Origin of the sequence: Streptomyces aculeolatus (assembly GCF_020400605.1) — a bacterium.
Taxonomy (GTDB): domain Bacteria; phylum Actinomycetota; class Actinomycetes; order Streptomycetales; family Streptomycetaceae; genus Streptomyces; species Streptomyces aculeolatus.
This window is the reverse complement of sequence record NZ_JAINRD010000001.1, coordinates 899,007-913,604: the sequence shown is the minus strand read 5'-3', so window position 1 is coordinate 913,604 and position 14,598 is coordinate 899,007. Positions and strand designations below refer to the sequence as shown.

Genomic DNA, 14,598 nt, shown 5'->3' with positions numbered 1-14,598 from the left:
AGCGTCACAGCCCATCGACAGTTCCGATAGCTGAGACGACAACCGTGCCGGGACCGCAAATCACCAGCTTGCAGGGGCGCGGGGGGCACGCACCGACGGGCGTACGGGCCCACGCGCGCGCCGGGTGCGGGGGCCGGCGGGCCCGTTGGCGGGCTCCTCTGTGACAGACGAGCGGACCGGGTATTGGCGAATCCGGATATGTGCACTCGCCAACTCGTCAAATGGATGGAATTCCGCGGGCGTCGGGGCGCGATTACGGATGTCGGTGGTCGTCGCTACGATCCGGTGGGAAAGGGGGATACACATGCGACGGCCGGTGCGGCAGCGGGTGCGCGGCGGGCTCGGGAGGTCCGGGGGGATGGTGAAGGCCGTGAGGGCCGCGGCCGCGTCGGCGTGCGCCGGGGGCGCCCGCCGGTCCGTGGCCGTCGGACTGCTGCTGCTCCTGGCGCTCCTGCCCGGGACGGCGGCGGGCGGCGCGGTCGCCGCGGGCCGGGCGGAGGGGGACGGCGCCGGGCAGGCGGCGTATCTGGCGGAGCGGTTGCGCGAGGACCCGGTGTACGTGACGGACCAGGCCCCCCGCGAGATCGCGCGGTCCTCCGCACCGGAGTTCGCGAAGACCGCGGAGAAGGCGGGTGTGCCGACGTACGTCGTACTGCTGCCCGAGCGCGGCCCGTTCGACGAGCGGCTGCTCGGCGCGGTGCACGACAGGCTGCGCCGGGACGGGCTGTACGTCCTGCTGGACAGCAGCGGCATCGGCGTCACCGCGGTGCCCTTCGGCGTCGACGTGCCGGCGGAGTCGGCGACGACCGTCGCGCAGTATGAACTGCCGTACGACGCCGGGCCGCTGCTGACGTTCCAGCGCTTCGTGGAGGCGCTGACCGACGACGACCCGGCGGGGCGCGCGGAGGAGGCGCGGGAGAAGTACGGCAGCGACGCTGGCAGCGCGCCGGACGAGGAGCCGGACCGGCTGCACATCACGCGTACCGACCGGGAGAACCAGTCGTTCCTGACGGGCATCCTGCTCGCCGGGGTGCCGCTGCTGGCGCTGCTGCTCGTGCTGTACGTGCTGCGCCGGCGGGCGCGGCGGGCGGCTCTCCCGGACGCCGAGTCCCGGGCCCGCGGCGGCGTCGCGGGTGCCCTCGGAGGCGGGGCGGGCGCTGCGGTCGCGACGGCGGTGGTGCTGGCCGGGGCCATCGCGCTGGGCGCGGCGGCGGTGTTCGACGACGAGACGACGGACCCGGGCCCGCCGCCGACGCGTGCGGACATGGCGGCCCGGCTGGACCGCGTGTCGGCGGGGCTGGCCGAGGACCCGGTGTACGTGGACCCCGAGTCGCCCGCGCAGATCGACGAGGAGGAGCGGACGGGGCTGCGCAGGAAGATCGGCAGCCTCGAAGTCCCGGTGTACGTGGCCTCCGTACCGATCGCGCCGGAGGACGAGTCCGGCGGGCAGGGGGACACGTTCCTGAAGTCGCTCGGGCGGGCGGTCGGCGAGGACGGCGTCTACGTGCTGGCCGATCCGCGCAGCGGCCAGGTGCAGGCCGTGGACCACGGGATCGGGCTGGACGTCGACCTCTATCTGCTGCCGCGGGAGATCGGGTACCCGCCGCGGGACGCGGACGACGACGACCTGCGGCTGGGCGAGCGGGTGGAGTTGCTCATCGAGGAGCTGACCGGCGCGCGGCCGGGCGGCGACCCGGGGGCGGCGCCATCGCCGATGGACCCGCCGGACCCGGTGGCGGAGGACGCGCTGCCGTCGGTGTTCGCGGCGGACTTCGTACCGGGGCTGGTCGTGGGGGCGCTGGCCGCGGGGCTGGCGTTCGGCCTGGTCGCGGGCGCGGTGCGGCTCGTCGGCGGCGGGCGGCGCGGGCCTGCCGGCGCCACCGGCGGCCCGGGGCCGCTGTACGAGGCGCCGGCCGCCCCCTCGGAGGCGTACCTGAGGCGGACGGCGCACGCGGAACTGGAGGCGCTGGCGGCGGAGTTCGAGGCGGCCGACCCGCGCGGGGCGGTGCGGGTCAGGGTGTGGGACTGCCTGGACGCGGCGCAGTTGCTGGTCGACGCGGAGGAGGACGGCCGTATCGACGCGGCCGCACCCCCGGAGGCGCTGGCCGCGGCCATCGCCCTGGCCCGCGCGGGCCGCGCGACGCTCGCCGGCCCCGGCACCCCGGTCCACCTGTGCACGCTGAACCCGATGCACGGCCCCGCCCGCGCCAGGCAGCGCACCCGCCTGGCACCGGGAGCCCCCGCCCGCGCCGTGCCGCTCTGCCCGGGCTGCCGCGCGGCGGCTGCGGCGGACCCGCGTGAGGCGCACGCGCTGCGCCTCACGCTCCCGGCGCCGCGAGGGCAGGCGCGTGTCCCGTACGAGACGGTCCCCGGCCCGCTGCGCGCGGCGGGCGAGGGAGTCCCCCGACTGATCCGCGAGGTACAGGAGGCCGCAGGTGTCCCCGACTGAGTACGGACCCGGGCGCGCCGGCGGGACGCCGGGGCGCGGCGCGGCTGTTGCCGCACTGACGACGCTGGCCGCGCTGGCCGCGCTGCTGCTCGTCCTCCTGCCCACCGCCGCCGCCCAGGCGGCGCCCAGCCCCGGGGAGCGGATCGCCGACCGGCTCCGCGACTCCCCCGTCTACGTGCACGACGCCTACACCGGGGCCGTGGACAAGGCGCGGCAGCGCGCCCTCGCCGCGCGGATCGAGGAGACCGGGCTGCCCGTCAAGGTGGTGCTCGTGCCGCTCGCCAAGGGCGACGACTTCGCCGGGGACCCCGGGACGCTCGCGGAGGTGGTGCGGGGGCGGCTCGGCGGCGGGGACCTGATCCTCGTCACGACGAGCGAACAGGCCGACTGGCTGGCGGGCTTCGAGTGGCCCGGCGACGCGCACCAGGCGCGTGACGCGGTCGGCGCCGTGGGGCACCTGGACGAGATGAGGGACGCCGGGCTCGCCGCGCGCGTGGAGAAGGCCGTCGACCTGATCGCCGCGGGCAACGGCACCGAGGTCTACGACGAGGCGGTGGCCGACCTCGGCGCGGGCACCGGCCCCGCGGAGAAGACGGAAGAACCGGAGCAGGAGGGGGACGAGGACGGCGGCGGTTCAGCCCTGCTGCTGATCCTCGGCGCGGTGGCGGTCGCGCTCGTCGTCGCCGCCGGGGTGCTCCTCCGCCGCCGCGGCTCCCGCACCGCCGCGGCGCCGTTCGCGACGCCGCAGGCGGTGTTCGCGGCGGCCCGCGCCGCGGACGAGGCGGAGCTGAGGCGCCGCGCGGAGGAGGAGGTCGTGGCCCTGGGCGAGGCGGTACGGGAAGTGGAGGCCGGCGCCCCCGACCGGGCCGCCCACCTCCACGCCGCGCTTGACGCATACGCCGCCGCGGGTACCGTCCTCGACGGCGCCCGCGGCCGCGCCGACCTGGCCGGCGTGCTGGCCCTGGTCGCGGAGGGCCGCGACGCCCTGGAAGCCGCCCGCACCACGCGCCCCCGGCGCAGCGCCCCGCTCCCGCTGTGCTTCTTCAGCCCCCTCCACGGCCGCGCCGCCCACCGCACCCGCTGGCGCCCGATGGGCAGCCGCCGCCAACTCCACGTCGCCGCCTGCGGCACCTGCGCCAAGGCGATCCGCGAACGCCGCGCCCCGGAGGTCCTGACGGACACGGCGGCCGGCCGGGAGGTCCCGTACTTCGAGGTGCCCGCGGAGTCCAGCGTCTGGGCGGCCACGGGCTACGGCTCCCTGACCCGCGACCCCCTGGCCCCCCGCATAGCGAGGGGCGACTTCACCCGCAGCCGGGACTGACGGCCCGTACGGCACGCGGTGTCAGCCGGGGGCGTTCCCCGGCGGCCACTCGATGCCCGCCTGCTCCAGCATCGTGCTGTACCTGCGCTGCCCCCGCTGCATGAGGGCCGACGCCAGCCACAGGTACAGCCACCACGCCACCGAGATCCCGCCCGCCACCGCCAGCGGCACCGGGTCCAGGGCGCCGTTGACCGCCAGGGCGAGCAGGACGCCGAGCGGGACCGCCACCGCGAGCATCCTCAGGCGGCCGCGGCGCGACGTGCCGTAGAGGTCCACCTTGATCCGGGCGTGCAGCAGCTCCACCTCCTGCCGCGCCTCCGGCAGCGGCTCGGCCCCGCGGCCCGGCGCCAGACCCGGGAGGGGGCCGCCCAGGGGGGCGTCCGGGTACCGGGCGCGGGTGCGGGTCGCCCGTTCCACCGCGTCCGGGAGGCGGCGGAAGGCGAAGACGGGGTGGCTGCGGCTCGTGCCGTGCTTCGCGGAGAGGCCCGCGTAGCGGTATCCGTACTGCTCGGCGAGGTAGGCGAAGGCCGCGAACGTCTGCCGGGAGTTCCAGGGGTTGATCGTCGTATACGTCTCGGCGCCCTGCTCTCCCGCCTTCAGCAGCGCCCCGAGCTGGGTCCGGAGTTGCGGCCGTAGTGACATCGCCGTCCTTCGTGTGGAACCGTACGTGCCCTATTCCGCTTCCTATCATGCGGCGACAGGCATCTTAGGTTGGGTAACAGTTCCGACCTCCGGGGGGATTTGTGTCATTTCTGAGGTTCTTCCATGACGACGTCATGGCGATGGCCAGGACCCTGGAGTCCAGCGGGGACCGCATGAAGGAGTCCTCGAAGAAGATCGCGAACACCGACGCGAGCCTCGTCGGCCACGACGAGCTGCGCTCGGCGTGCGACGACTTCGCGGATTCGTGGGACTACGGCTTCGGCCAGCTCTCCAAGCTCACGAAGGGTGTCTCGAAGTTCGTCGTCACGGCCGCCGACGAGTTGGAGAAGCTGGACAAGAAGCTCCACGACGAGTTGCAGAAGGCGGGCAAGAAGTGACGCGCCCGGAGGACTTCACGAACCTGGGCTTCGACCCGGCGCCCGGCGACCTCGACACGGTAAGCCGCCTCGTCACCGCGATAGGCGCGGTCACCGGCCAGAGCGGGACCGCGCAGTCCCAGCTCAAGCGGATCGGGGAGACGGACGGCATCTGGGTCGGCAAGGCGGCCGACGCCTTCAGCGACTCCGTGTCCGAGATCCCCCCGTATCTGGAGAAGGCCCTCACCTCCCTCAACGCCGCCCACCGGGCGCTGTCCTCGTGGGAGACCAGCCTGACCGGCTACCAGAGCCGCGCCCGCAAGCTGGAACGGGAGGCCGAGGACGCCGCCGCCCGCGTCGGCACGGCGCAGCGGGCGCTGGACGGGCTGTCGGGCGACACCGAGGGGATGACGGACAAGGAAAAGGAAGAACACAAGAAGGACAAGAAGGGCAAGAGCGATTCGCTCGACACCGCGAACGCCGAGCTGGAAGCGATCCGGGGCCGGGCGCGGACACTGAACGCGGAGTTCAACGGCGACGCCGAGACGGCCGCGCGGCAGATCAAGAACGCGGCGGACGACGCCCCGCCGGAGCCCAACTGGTTCGAGCGCCGCCTCGACGACCTCGGGAACCTCCTCGAAGCCGCGTGGGACACGATCACCGACCCGAACTTCTGGAAGCTGATCGGCGACATCCTGGCCGACGTCGCCATGGTCATCGGCATCATCTGCCTCTTCGCCATCCCGTTCGGCGGCATCGCGGGCCTGGCGCTGATCGGCCTGTACGTCGGCATCGGGGCGTTCGCGGCGCACGCCATCGCGCTGGCCGGCGGCGCGGAGGGCATGACGTGGCAGACCCTGGCCTGGGACGCGGCCGGCGTGTTCGCCGGCGGCCTCAGCGTCGCCGGGGCGCGGCTCGCGCAGGGCGGCCGGGCGCTGGTACAGGCCGGGCGGAACCTGCGCGCCACCGAAGGGCTCGCCGCCACCCTCGGCCGGATCGGCCCCGGCAACTGGGGCAACCTGGCCAGGCTGCCCAGCGGCATGGCCAACTCCCTGCGCGGCTTCGCCATGTCGGGCCAGGGCTGGGCGCACGTGGCCGCGGGCAACCTCGTCGACTGGTCCGCCACCATCGCCGGCGCGGGCTTCGCCATCGGCTCCAACATCAACCCCGGCCGGTGGACCGACGGCAACTGGAACATCGCCGACATCCCCGTCGTCGGGCCGATCTCCGCGCTGGCCGCCTACCGGCCGCCGGAGCCCGACGTGGTCGCGCCCGGTCCGCTGGGGCCGCAGGTCGACCCGCCGGCGATGCTGGCGTCGGCGGGCGACAGCTTCACCCGCGGGCTCAACCCCTCGCAGATGGGGACGGCGGCATGACGACACGGGAGGGTACGCGCAAGGTCCCGTACGCGTTCAGCTACCGGGTGCCGGACGAGTTCGTCCGCCTCCCCGAGGCGGACACCCTGGCGGGCTGGGACGAGGCGCTGGGCCGGCTGATGCCGGAGGCGAACGAGGAGGAACTGGCGGCCGCCGGGCTGCAGATGCGCAGGTTCCTGCCCATGCTGGAGGAGGGCGGCGAGACGACCGTCCTGACCGCCATGTGCGCCGGCACCGAGGACGTGGGGGGCGAGGAGCGGCTGTCCATGGGGCTGCTCGCCGTGTCCGCCCGGCCCAGCGACCACGACGACCAGCTCATGGCGGCCGAGGGGATCTACCGCGCCAAGGAGCAGAAGTTCTTCGCCGGGCAGAAGGAACCGGCGGAGCTGGACTACGAGTTGGGCAAGGGGCTCCAGGGCGAGCAGGACATGCTGCTGGCGGTGAAGCTCCCCGGCGGGCCCGGAGTGATGTCGGCGTCGCTGCGCTCGCTCACCCTGCCGGCCGGCGAGTCAGGGGCCGCGGGGCCGGTGATCCCGTTCGCGTCGCTCCAGCTCGTCGTGCCGGCGCCGTACGGCTATTGCGCGTACGTCACGATCGCCACGCCGTCCGTCTTCCTGCTGGACTCCTACTGCATGCGGCTCGCGCACGTCGGCCGCACCTTCGGCTTCGACGTGCCCACGGGCGGCGGCTCGGCGGAGAGCGGGGAGTAACGGGAAGCAAGGAGCGGGAGGAACGGGAGGAAGGGCCCGGCTCCGGCGGTCACTGCTTGCCGCCGCCGACCTGGCTCTCCTCCTTCTTCGTGCCTTTCTGCAGTTCCTTCTCCAGGTCCACGTCCACCTTGTGGGCCTCGCGCACCACGGTGTCGGACATCTCCGCCAGGCTCGTCAACTGGTCGTCGATGTCGCCGCGGCCGTCCTTCCAGCCGGATTCGAAGTCCTCCAGCTTGTCGACCACGCCGCCGTCACCGATGTCGTCGCGGTACGACTCGAAGGTGGCCTTGGTGCGGTTCATCCGGTTCTTGATGCTGCGCAGCCGCCCGCCGAAACCGTCGAGTTCGCTGAGCGGAATCGCCAGCCTGTCGCCGTCGTTGCCCATGAGCCTCTCCCCCAGTCCCTACGAAGCGGGGCGCCGCCGCACCGAACCAACGATGCCACGGCGCCCCGGCCAAGCGAAACGAACCGAACCGAATCGCGAAGGTCAGCCCTTGAGGCCCTTCTCCAGCTCGGAGTCCAGGTTCTCGAAGGCCTCGGCGGCGGACTTCAGGAAGTCGCCCATTCCCTCAAGGCCCTCGATGGTCTTCTTCGCACCGGTGGTGAACTCGTCGAAGGACTGGTCGAACTGCTTCGAGGACCGACCGGTCACGTAGCCGTCGCTCACCAGGCTCTGGATGTACTTGCGCAGGTCATCCAGCTTGCGGTCGATGTCCTGCCGCTCGTCCTTGAGTCGCTTGGCGGCATCCCGCATGTCCTGATATGTAACATCGACATCGGCCTTGCCCATGGCAGCTACCCTCCCGTTTTTCTCGTCGTCGCGAGGGCCCTCCCCGAGACGTCAGTCATGCATCGTTCGTATCTCGCAACCGTAGACGCAATCCGCCGCCCCCGCGGTTGCAGGGTCATATCCGGCCGCGGCGGCGGCAGTCACGCCAGCGGCGTCGTCACCGCGAACGGCTCGCCGTCGCCCAGGTGCAGCAGGCCCTTGCCGGGCTGCACCTGGTCGCCGACCGAACCGCGGTTGAGCCGGATGCCGATGAGGTCGCCCGCCGACGGGTCCTGCGGGGACAGGGCGACACCGCGGCGGGCCTTCTTGGCCTCCACCTGCCAGCCGGAGAAGCCCGAGGCGACCTCCTCCTCGTCGCCCGCGAGCACCAGCGCCCAGCCGCGCTCCGCGCCGCGGCGCGAGATGGCCTTGAACTCGTCGCCCGCGTCGCAGTTGGTCAGCATCTCCGCGTCGTCCACCAGCACCGCGATCGGCTCGTCCGGGGACGCCTGCTTGAGCAGGTCGTGCATCTCGTCCTCGTCGATGTCGTCCTCGGTGAAGACCTGCAACACGCCCTCGCGGTCCGCCAGATCGCGCATCGGCGACGGGCGCGGCGCGGCGATGACCAGGCGCACGCCCTGCTGGAGCAGGGTCAGCGCCATCGACTTCAGCACCGTGCTGCGGCCGGACTTGGCCGGGCCGCCGATGATGAACGCCGGGATGCCGTCGGCCAGGTTCGGCCCGAAGCCCATCAGCTCGTCGCCGCCGACGCCGACCAGCGCCCACAGCTTCGATCCCTCCTGGGCCTGCACGTCGCGCATCTCCCACGCCTCCTCGAAGCCGAGGCGGCTGGGCAGCACGTCGACGCGGAACGGGCGCAGCGAGCGCGGCACCGCCGCGTCCCGCTCCGTCGCCGCCTCGCCGATGGCGGCGACGGCGGCGGCCTGGGCGGCACCGGACAGGTCGTCGGAGAGGACCGCGATCTGCGTCTCCAGACCGCTCTCCGCGCGGAACATCCGGCCGGGCTCGATGTCCTCCGGGATGTTGCGGGCGTTGAGGCTGATCATGGAGAAGTCGGAGCGGTCGGGCAGCCGGAAGGCGAACTTGTCCTCCGTGAGCGTGCTGATCCGGCCGGTGAGCACGCTGCGGTCACCGGTGATGATCATGTGGATGCCGACGCTCGCGCCCTCGCGCAGCAACCCGTAGATCTCGTCGGTCAGATCGCCGTGGTTGATCTCGCCGAGGGTCGGCAGCCAGCCCTCCCAGCGGTCGAGGAGCACCACCGTGTAGGGCAGCTTCTGCTCCGGGTCCGACGCCGCGGCCCGCTGCTCGGCGATGTCGGCGAAGCCGTCGGCGGCCAGCAGTTCCTGGCGGCGGCCCAGCTCCTGCTTGAGCCGGCCGATGAGGCGCACCGCGCGCTCCGTCTGGTTGCGGCTGACGACGGCGCCGCAGTGCGGCAGCCGGGTCAGCGCGTTGAGCGCGCCGTTGCCGCAGTCGATGCCGAACAGGTGCAGGTCGGCGATCGAGTGCGTACGGGCCAGGGAGGCCGCGATCGTACGGAGCATCTGCGAACGCCCGCTGCGCGGGGCGCCGCCGACGATGAGGTGCCCGAAGTCGGCGAAGTCGATGGCGACGGTGCGCCGGGCCTGCTGCGCCGGCAGGTCCTCGATGCCGTACGGCGCCGGGGGCAGCGGTCCTGCGCCCTGCGGCGCGGGCAGCGCGTCCAGCTCGACGCTGTCGGGCAGCGCGGGCAGCCACGGGCTGTGCTGCTCGGGGATGCCCAGGCGCTCGTTCGCCTCGTTGACCGCGTCGACGAGCACCTTCAGGTCGGTGATCTCGTCCTCCTCCTGCTGCGCGCCCGCGGGCCGCTTCAGCGCGCCGCGCCCCAGCTCGGCCCAGCCGAGACGGCCGGCCCAGGGCCGGGCCGTCGCCGGGTCGGCGGCACCGGGGCGGCGGCCGCCGACGCGGCCGGACTGGAAGGGGACGAGGGAGGCGTGGCCCAGGCGCACATAGGCGCGGCCGGGCATGGACTTGGCGATGAAGCCGGCGTCCGGGGCGTCGATGACGTCCGCGGACTCGCCGCCGTCGGTGACGCGCAGCGCGATGCGCAGGTTGGTGTTCGCGCGGATCTCCGGGGAGACCACGCCGCTGGGGCGCTGGGTGGCGAGCATCAGGTGGATGCCGAGGGAACGGCCACGGGCGGCGATGTCGACCAGGCCGGTGACGAAGTCGGGCAGCTCGCGGACCATGGCGGCGAACTCGTCGATGACGAGCAGCAGCCGGGGCAGCGGCGCGTACCTCCCGGGCTCGCGGCGCAGCAGGTCCTGGAAGTCCTCGATGTCCTTGGCCTCGGCGTCGGCGAGGATGTGCTCGCGGCGGTGCAGCTCGGCGCGCAGCGACTCCAGGGCGCGGGTGACGAGGTGGTTGTCGAGGTCGGTGACCATGCCGACCGTGTGCGGCAGCTTGACGCAGTCCTTGAACGCGGACCCGCCCTTGTAGTCGATGAGGACGAAGGTCATGTTCTCGGGGGTGTTGGTCACCGCGAGCGCCGCGACGATCGTCTGCAGCAGCTCGGACTTGCCGGAGCCGGTGGTGCCGGCGATGAGGCCGTGCGGGCCGTCCTTGCGGATGTCGATGGCGAACGGGCCGTCGTACGACTCGCCGATGACCGCGGTCGTCGACTGGCCGCCGATCTGCCAGCGGGCGGCGATGGCGTCCCCGGTCGGCGGCTCCAGCTCCACCACGTCGAGCAGCCTGCTGGACGACGGGATGGCCGCGTCCTCGGCCTCGCCGCTGATGTCGCGCACCGGCGACAGGCCGCGCGCCACCAGCGCGCACCACGCGGGCGAGACGAAGTCCGGGCGCACCCCGCGGCGCCGCTCCGCGCCGGCCTGTTCGACGCGGAGCCGGATCGGCCCCGTGCCGTCGGCGGCGGCGGCGCGCTGCGCGGCGTCCTGCGAGTGGCCGGTGCCCCAGGCGCCGACCTGGAACGGGGGGAAGCCCCCGGCGCCGCCGGGCCCGCCGGCCCCGGCCACCTGCTGCATGGGGATGCCCTGCGCGGCGACTGCCCGCGGGCCGTGCTCCTCCGGCTTGGGCTCGGCGACGACGATCGCCTGGCACTCGCCCGGCAGGAAGCGGTCCTCGGAGTCGAGGCAGATGGCGAACATCGACACCGCGGGGCCCTCGCGCAGCAGCCGCACCACGCCGGGCAGCGAACGCAGCCGGCGCGAGCCGTCGAAGACGATGACGATGTCGGGGTCCTTGAACGACGTCGGCCCGCTGGCCCGCTGGTCCTTGGCGGCCTTCTGCCGGGCGTCGAGCAGCTGGGTCAGCTCGGCGATGCGCGCGGCGACGGTCTCGGTGTCGGTGCCGACCAGCGCGTTGGTGTCGTACTCCCCGGGCGGGCGGGCGTGCGGCAGCCAGCGCATCCAGTCCCAGCCGGACTGCCCGCCGGGCTCGGTCAGCACGTAGAACTGGACGTCCAGCGGGCTGTGCAGGACCGCGGCCTGCGCGACGGCCCAGCGGCCGAGGGAGCGCGGGGTGTCGCCGGCGCCGGCGATGCCCAGGACGCCGGCCTGCCGCAGCGGCACGGTGACCGGCGCGTCCTGGATCTTCCACAGCACCTGGCGGCGGTGCTCGTCCTGCTCGGGGTCCTCCAGCAGGACTTCGGAGTCCAGCTCCGCGGTGCCGAAGCGGATCAGCAGGTGGTCGGCGTCGGTACGGCGCCGCTCCCACAGCCGGGTGCGCGGACCGGTGGCGGTGGAGAGCAGCAGCGCGGGGTCGGGGCCGCCCAGCCGCCGCTCGTTGCGCTCGGCGACGAGGGCGTCGCGGGCGTCCTTCTCGATCCGGGCCTTGTGTTCCTTGTACTCGGCGACGGCCTTCACGTGGGACTTGCGGCCGTGCTTCTTGTCCATGAAGTAGTTGCCGATCATGATGATCGGGCTCATGAACGCCATCAGCAGGTAGTACCAGCGGCCCATGACGAGGCACATCGTCACGCCCATGACGGCCGGCATCAGCGCCATCAGCCAGGGCAGCGGCCGGGCCTGGCCCTCCTTGGGCGGCGCGGGCAGCTTGAAGCGGGTCTCGCGGTCGGGCGGCAGCAGGCGCGGCGGGCGGTTGTAGTCGAGCCCGGCGCCGTCGTCGGAGACGGCGACGGCGGCGTCCGGCGGGGCGTAACGCACCAGCTCGAACAGCGAGTTGCCCACGGCGACCTGGGACCCGTACGGCCAGGCGTCCTTGCTCTGCGGCGGCTCCTGCGGCAGCGGCGGGGCCGCGGGGGCACCCGAGCGCCGGCTGCGGCGCGCCTCCCGGCGGGCCTCGCGGCGGCGGCGCCTGCGGGCCCTGCGGGTGTCGTCGTCGTCCGACTTCTCCCTGGGCTTGGCCAGCTCCGCGAACGTGGTGCCGTCGAGGGTGGCCTTCTCCTGGTCGCCGTGGACGTGGACCTTGCACGTGCCGTCGGCGGAGACGGTGAGGCTGAAGGCGCGCTCGGGCAACTCCGGGTCGCCGACGCGGATGTGCGTCGCGTTGCCGCTGCCGACGTCGACGCGGCCGAGGCCCAGGCGGTGCACCGCGCCGGCCATGGGGCCACCGACGACGCGCAGCTCGACCAGGCCGGTGACCTCGCGGGGCGGGCAGCCCACCGGGTCGTAGAGGCTGACGACCGTGCCCTCGCGCAGGGGCGACTGGGCGACGGGCAGGCCGGGGTCGACGGCGAAGCCGTCGACGAAGACGGGCGGGGGCGCGGGCGCCACCGGTCCTGCCTGCTGCGGCGGGGCGCCGGGCGCGCCGAAGGGCGCGGCCGCCGGCGGCGGGCCGGCCGCGGCCCAGCCGCCGGGCGCCTGCGCCGGAGCTGCCTGGACGTGCGCGTGCTGGGCCTGTTGCGCATGCTGGGCCGGGACCTGGACGGCCTGCGGCGCGCCGTACGCCGCCGGAGCGGCCGGCGGTGGCGGCGAGTCGAGCTGCCCGGCCAGGACGCGGGCGACGTCGCCGACGGACGACTCCGCCTCGGCGTCGAGGACGACGTCGGCACGGTCGCCCCCGAGCGGATCGACGACGGTCAGGGTGAGGCGCACGCTGATCCTCCTCGAACGTCCCCGGCTGTTCCCCGGCTTTCCCCCCGCGGAAATGCGTTCAGCTCGGACACTAGGGTCTACGAAACGATATCCGCCCCGGGCTTCGCGGGAACAGCGCGTATCCGGGATTGTGGATAACTACGCCGCCGCGGCCCGGCCGCGGGGCACGGCGCGCGACGGGGCGTGCGACACGTGCGACAGAGGGGGCAGCATGAGCCGCTGGATGGAAGCGCTCACGATCGAGCGCGGAGGCTTCCGGATCCGGGTGCCGGAGTCGTGGTGGGAGTTCGACGTACGGCCCGAGTCCCGGGACGACGGCATCCGGCAGATGGTCAACGACCGGGTCCGCCGCAACCCCGAACTGGCCGAGCAGCGCGGCGTGCTGGAGGCGTTCCTGCGCAAGGCCGCCAAGGACGCCTGGGCCTCCGGCGCCCTGTACTGCGGCTGCATGGCGGAGACCTTCGGCGGCGAGGTGCCGGTGACCGGCTCGATCACCGTCTCCCTCATCGGCGCCCGCACCGAGAGCGGCGAGCTGCTGCCGACCGACCCGGCGCTGATCGTGGGCCAGATCAAGCAGATCCGGCCGAAGAAGGAGGGCGACGCCTGGCGGAAGGTCTCGACGGTCGAGATCGAGGGCATCGGCACCGCGGCCCGCACGCAGGGCGTCGAGGACGTCAAGATCCCCGGCGACGACCGCACGATCCGCGCCGTGCTGATGCAGACCTTCATCCCGGTTCCCGGCCAGGAGGGCAAGGTGGCGCTGGTCGCGGGCAGCAGCCAGGTGCTGGACCTGGCGGACTCGTTCTTCGACGTGTTCGACGCGATCACGTCGACCTTCCGGTTCGTCGGCGAGTAGCGGGCGGGCAACGCGCCCCGCTCCCCCGTCACTTCGGCGTGAGCACGTCCTTCAGGAACGGCTCCACCGCGCGGTGGAACGCCTCGGGGTCCTCCAGGTGCAGCAGGTGGCCGGCCTCCAGCTCGGCGTACGCCCCGCGGGGCAGGACGCGCACCATCTCCTGCGCCTCCGCCCGCCCCAGCTCGCCGTCGATGCCGCGGATCACCAGGGCGGGGCACTGCACGAGGGCCAGCTCCTCCCAGTGCGCGTCGTGCACCCAGGTCTCACGGGCCCGCAGCATCTGCCGGCGGGAGAAGACGGGGCGCCAGCCGTCCGCGCGCTCGGCCATCACCTCGGCGTAGAACTCGCCGCGCGCGGGGCGCGGACGCTCCAGGACGGGGTCGTCCTCGCCGAACCACCTGCGGACGTCGGCGAGCGTGGCGAAGGGGGTCGGCCAGGAGCGGAACCACTCCTCCCACTCGCGCTGCGAGGCCGCGCCCAGCGCGGAGGCCCGCATGTCGCAGATCACCAGCCCGCGTACCAGGTCGGGGCGGCGGGCGGCGAGCTGCCAGGCGGTCAGCGCGCCCATCGAGTGGCCTATGAGGACCACGGGCGCGAGGTCGAGCTGTTCGATGACGGCCTCGGCGTCCGCGATGTACGCCTCGCGGTCGAACGGGCCGTCCCCCGGTTTGTCGCTGCGTCCGTGCCCGCGCTGGTCGAGCGCGATGGCGCGGGAGCGGCCGGAGAGCCAGCGGGCGGTGGTCGCCCAGTGGGAAGCGCGGCCCATCAGGCCGTGCAATAACAGCACGCCGGGGCGGTCCTGCGGGGCCGTGCCCGGCGGGCCCCCGGCCGGGGCTGCGGCGGACCGCGCACGCGCCACGATGCGGTCGGCACCGCGCTTCGGCGGGTCTCCGTACTCCCAGGCGGCGAGACGCAGCCCACCCGCCCCCGTCACGTTGATACGACGAACCATGTGCCGACACCCCCAATCCGTTCGGCGAAGCTCAGGCTATCGAATATCTATTCGAACACCGCGGTACGGGC

11 protein-coding genes are annotated in these 14,598 nt (G+C 73.8%); 6 read left to right on the top strand and 5 right to left on the bottom strand.

Annotated elements, in window-relative coordinates; all coding sequences use genetic code 11:
* Window positions 1-358 precede the first annotated feature (358 nt).
* A complete protein-coding gene (locus LG396_RS03995) occupies window positions 359-2,449 on the top strand; it encodes a hypothetical protein (RefSeq protein WP_225793563.1) in 2,091 nt (696 codons plus the stop codon).
* Window positions 2,436-3,770 (top strand): hypothetical protein, encoded by a 1,335-nt coding sequence (locus tag LG396_RS03990; RefSeq protein ID WP_225793562.1) that lies wholly within the window; start codon window positions 2,436-2,438, stop codon window positions 3,768-3,770. The genes LG396_RS03995 and LG396_RS03990 overlap by 14 nt, the downstream gene beginning before the upstream one ends.
* Before the next feature lie 21 nt (window positions 3,771-3,791).
* Here the strand turns inward: LG396_RS03990 and LG396_RS03985 are convergent, their stop codons facing one another.
* Entirely contained in the window at window positions 3,792-4,412 is a 621-nt protein-coding gene (locus tag LG396_RS03985; protein ID WP_018839440.1) for a hypothetical protein, read from the bottom strand.
* Window positions 4,413-4,513: 101 nt separating this feature from the next.
* Between LG396_RS03985 and LG396_RS03980 the strand changes: the two genes are divergently transcribed.
* The 3 genes from LG396_RS03980 to LG396_RS03970 are packed head-to-tail and all read left to right on the top strand — an operon-like array spanning window position 4,514 to window position 6,875.
* A complete protein-coding gene (locus LG396_RS03980) occupies window positions 4,514-4,810 on the top strand; it encodes a hypothetical protein (RefSeq protein ID WP_026276584.1) in 297 nt (98 codons plus the stop codon).
* Entirely contained in the window at window positions 4,807-6,165 is a 1,359-nt protein-coding gene (locus LG396_RS03975; protein ID WP_225793561.1) for a putative T7SS-secreted protein, read from the top strand. Before LG396_RS03980 ends, LG396_RS03975 begins: the two co-directional genes overlap by 4 nt.
* A complete protein-coding gene (locus LG396_RS03970) occupies window positions 6,162-6,875 on the top strand; it encodes a hypothetical protein (RefSeq protein WP_225793560.1) in 714 nt (237 codons plus the stop codon). Before LG396_RS03975 ends, LG396_RS03970 begins: the two co-directional genes overlap by 4 nt.
* A 49-nt stretch (window positions 6,876-6,924) precedes the next feature.
* Here LG396_RS03970 and LG396_RS03965 read toward each other — a convergent pair whose 3' ends face one another.
* From LG396_RS03965 to LG396_RS03955, 3 genes are all read right to left on the bottom strand, one after another.
* Window positions 6,925-7,260, bottom strand: coding sequence for a hypothetical protein (locus LG396_RS03965; protein ID WP_018854195.1), 336 nt, complete (start codon window positions 7,258-7,260; stop codon window positions 6,925-6,927).
* A 102-nt stretch (window positions 7,261-7,362) separates the two neighbouring features.
* Window positions 7,363-7,665 carry a WXG100 family type VII secretion target gene (locus LG396_RS03960; protein ID WP_026276583.1) on the bottom strand — a complete coding sequence of 101 codons (303 nt, stop codon included), beginning with the start codon at window positions 7,663-7,665 and terminating at the stop codon, window positions 7,363-7,365.
* A gap of 140 nt (window positions 7,666-7,805) precedes the next feature.
* Window positions 7,806-12,719 (bottom strand): FtsK/SpoIIIE domain-containing protein, encoded by a 4,914-nt coding sequence (locus LG396_RS03955; protein ID WP_225793559.1) that lies wholly within the window; start codon window positions 12,717-12,719, stop codon window positions 7,806-7,808.
* Window positions 12,720-12,930: 211 nt separating this feature from the next.
* Between LG396_RS03955 and LG396_RS03950 the strand changes: the two genes are divergently transcribed.
* Window positions 12,931-13,575, top strand: a complete 645-nt coding sequence (locus LG396_RS03950; RefSeq protein ID WP_026276582.1) for a hypothetical protein — start codon at window positions 12,931-12,933, stop codon at window positions 13,573-13,575.
* A 28-nt stretch (window positions 13,576-13,603) separates the two neighbouring features.
* Here the strand turns inward: LG396_RS03950 and LG396_RS03945 are convergent, their stop codons facing one another.
* Window positions 13,604-14,527: an alpha/beta fold hydrolase gene (locus LG396_RS03945; RefSeq protein WP_026276581.1), complete on the bottom strand. Its 924-nt coding sequence runs from the start codon at window positions 14,525-14,527 to the stop codon at window positions 13,604-13,606.
* Between the last annotated feature and the right edge of the window lie 71 nt (window positions 14,528-14,598).

Bases quoted from the DNA above. Each gene is read 5' to 3' on its own strand.
- LG396_RS03960 (WP_026276583.1), bottom strand. From the start codon at position 7,665: ATGGGCAAGGCCGATGTCGATGTTACATATCAGGACATGCGGGATGCC.
- LG396_RS03950 (WP_026276582.1), top strand. From the start codon at position 12,931: ATGAGCCGCTGGATGGAAGCGCTCACGATCGAGCGCGGAGGCTTCCGG.
- LG396_RS03995 (WP_225793563.1), top strand. From the start codon at position 359: ATGGTGAAGGCCGTGAGGGCCGCGGCCGCGTCGGCGTGCGCCGGGGGC.
- LG396_RS03985 (WP_018839440.1), bottom strand. From the start codon at position 4,412: ATGTCACTACGGCCGCAACTCCGGACCCAGCTCGGGGCGCTGCTGAAG.
- LG396_RS03970 (WP_225793560.1), top strand. From the start codon at position 6,162: ATGACGACACGGGAGGGTACGCGCAAGGTCCCGTACGCGTTCAGCTAC.
- LG396_RS03945 (WP_026276581.1), bottom strand. From the start codon at position 14,527: ATGGTTCGTCGTATCAACGTGACGGGGGCGGGTGGGCTGCGTCTCGCC.
- LG396_RS03965 (WP_018854195.1), bottom strand. From the start codon at position 7,260: ATGGGCAACGACGGCGACAGGCTGGCGATTCCGCTCAGCGAACTCGAC.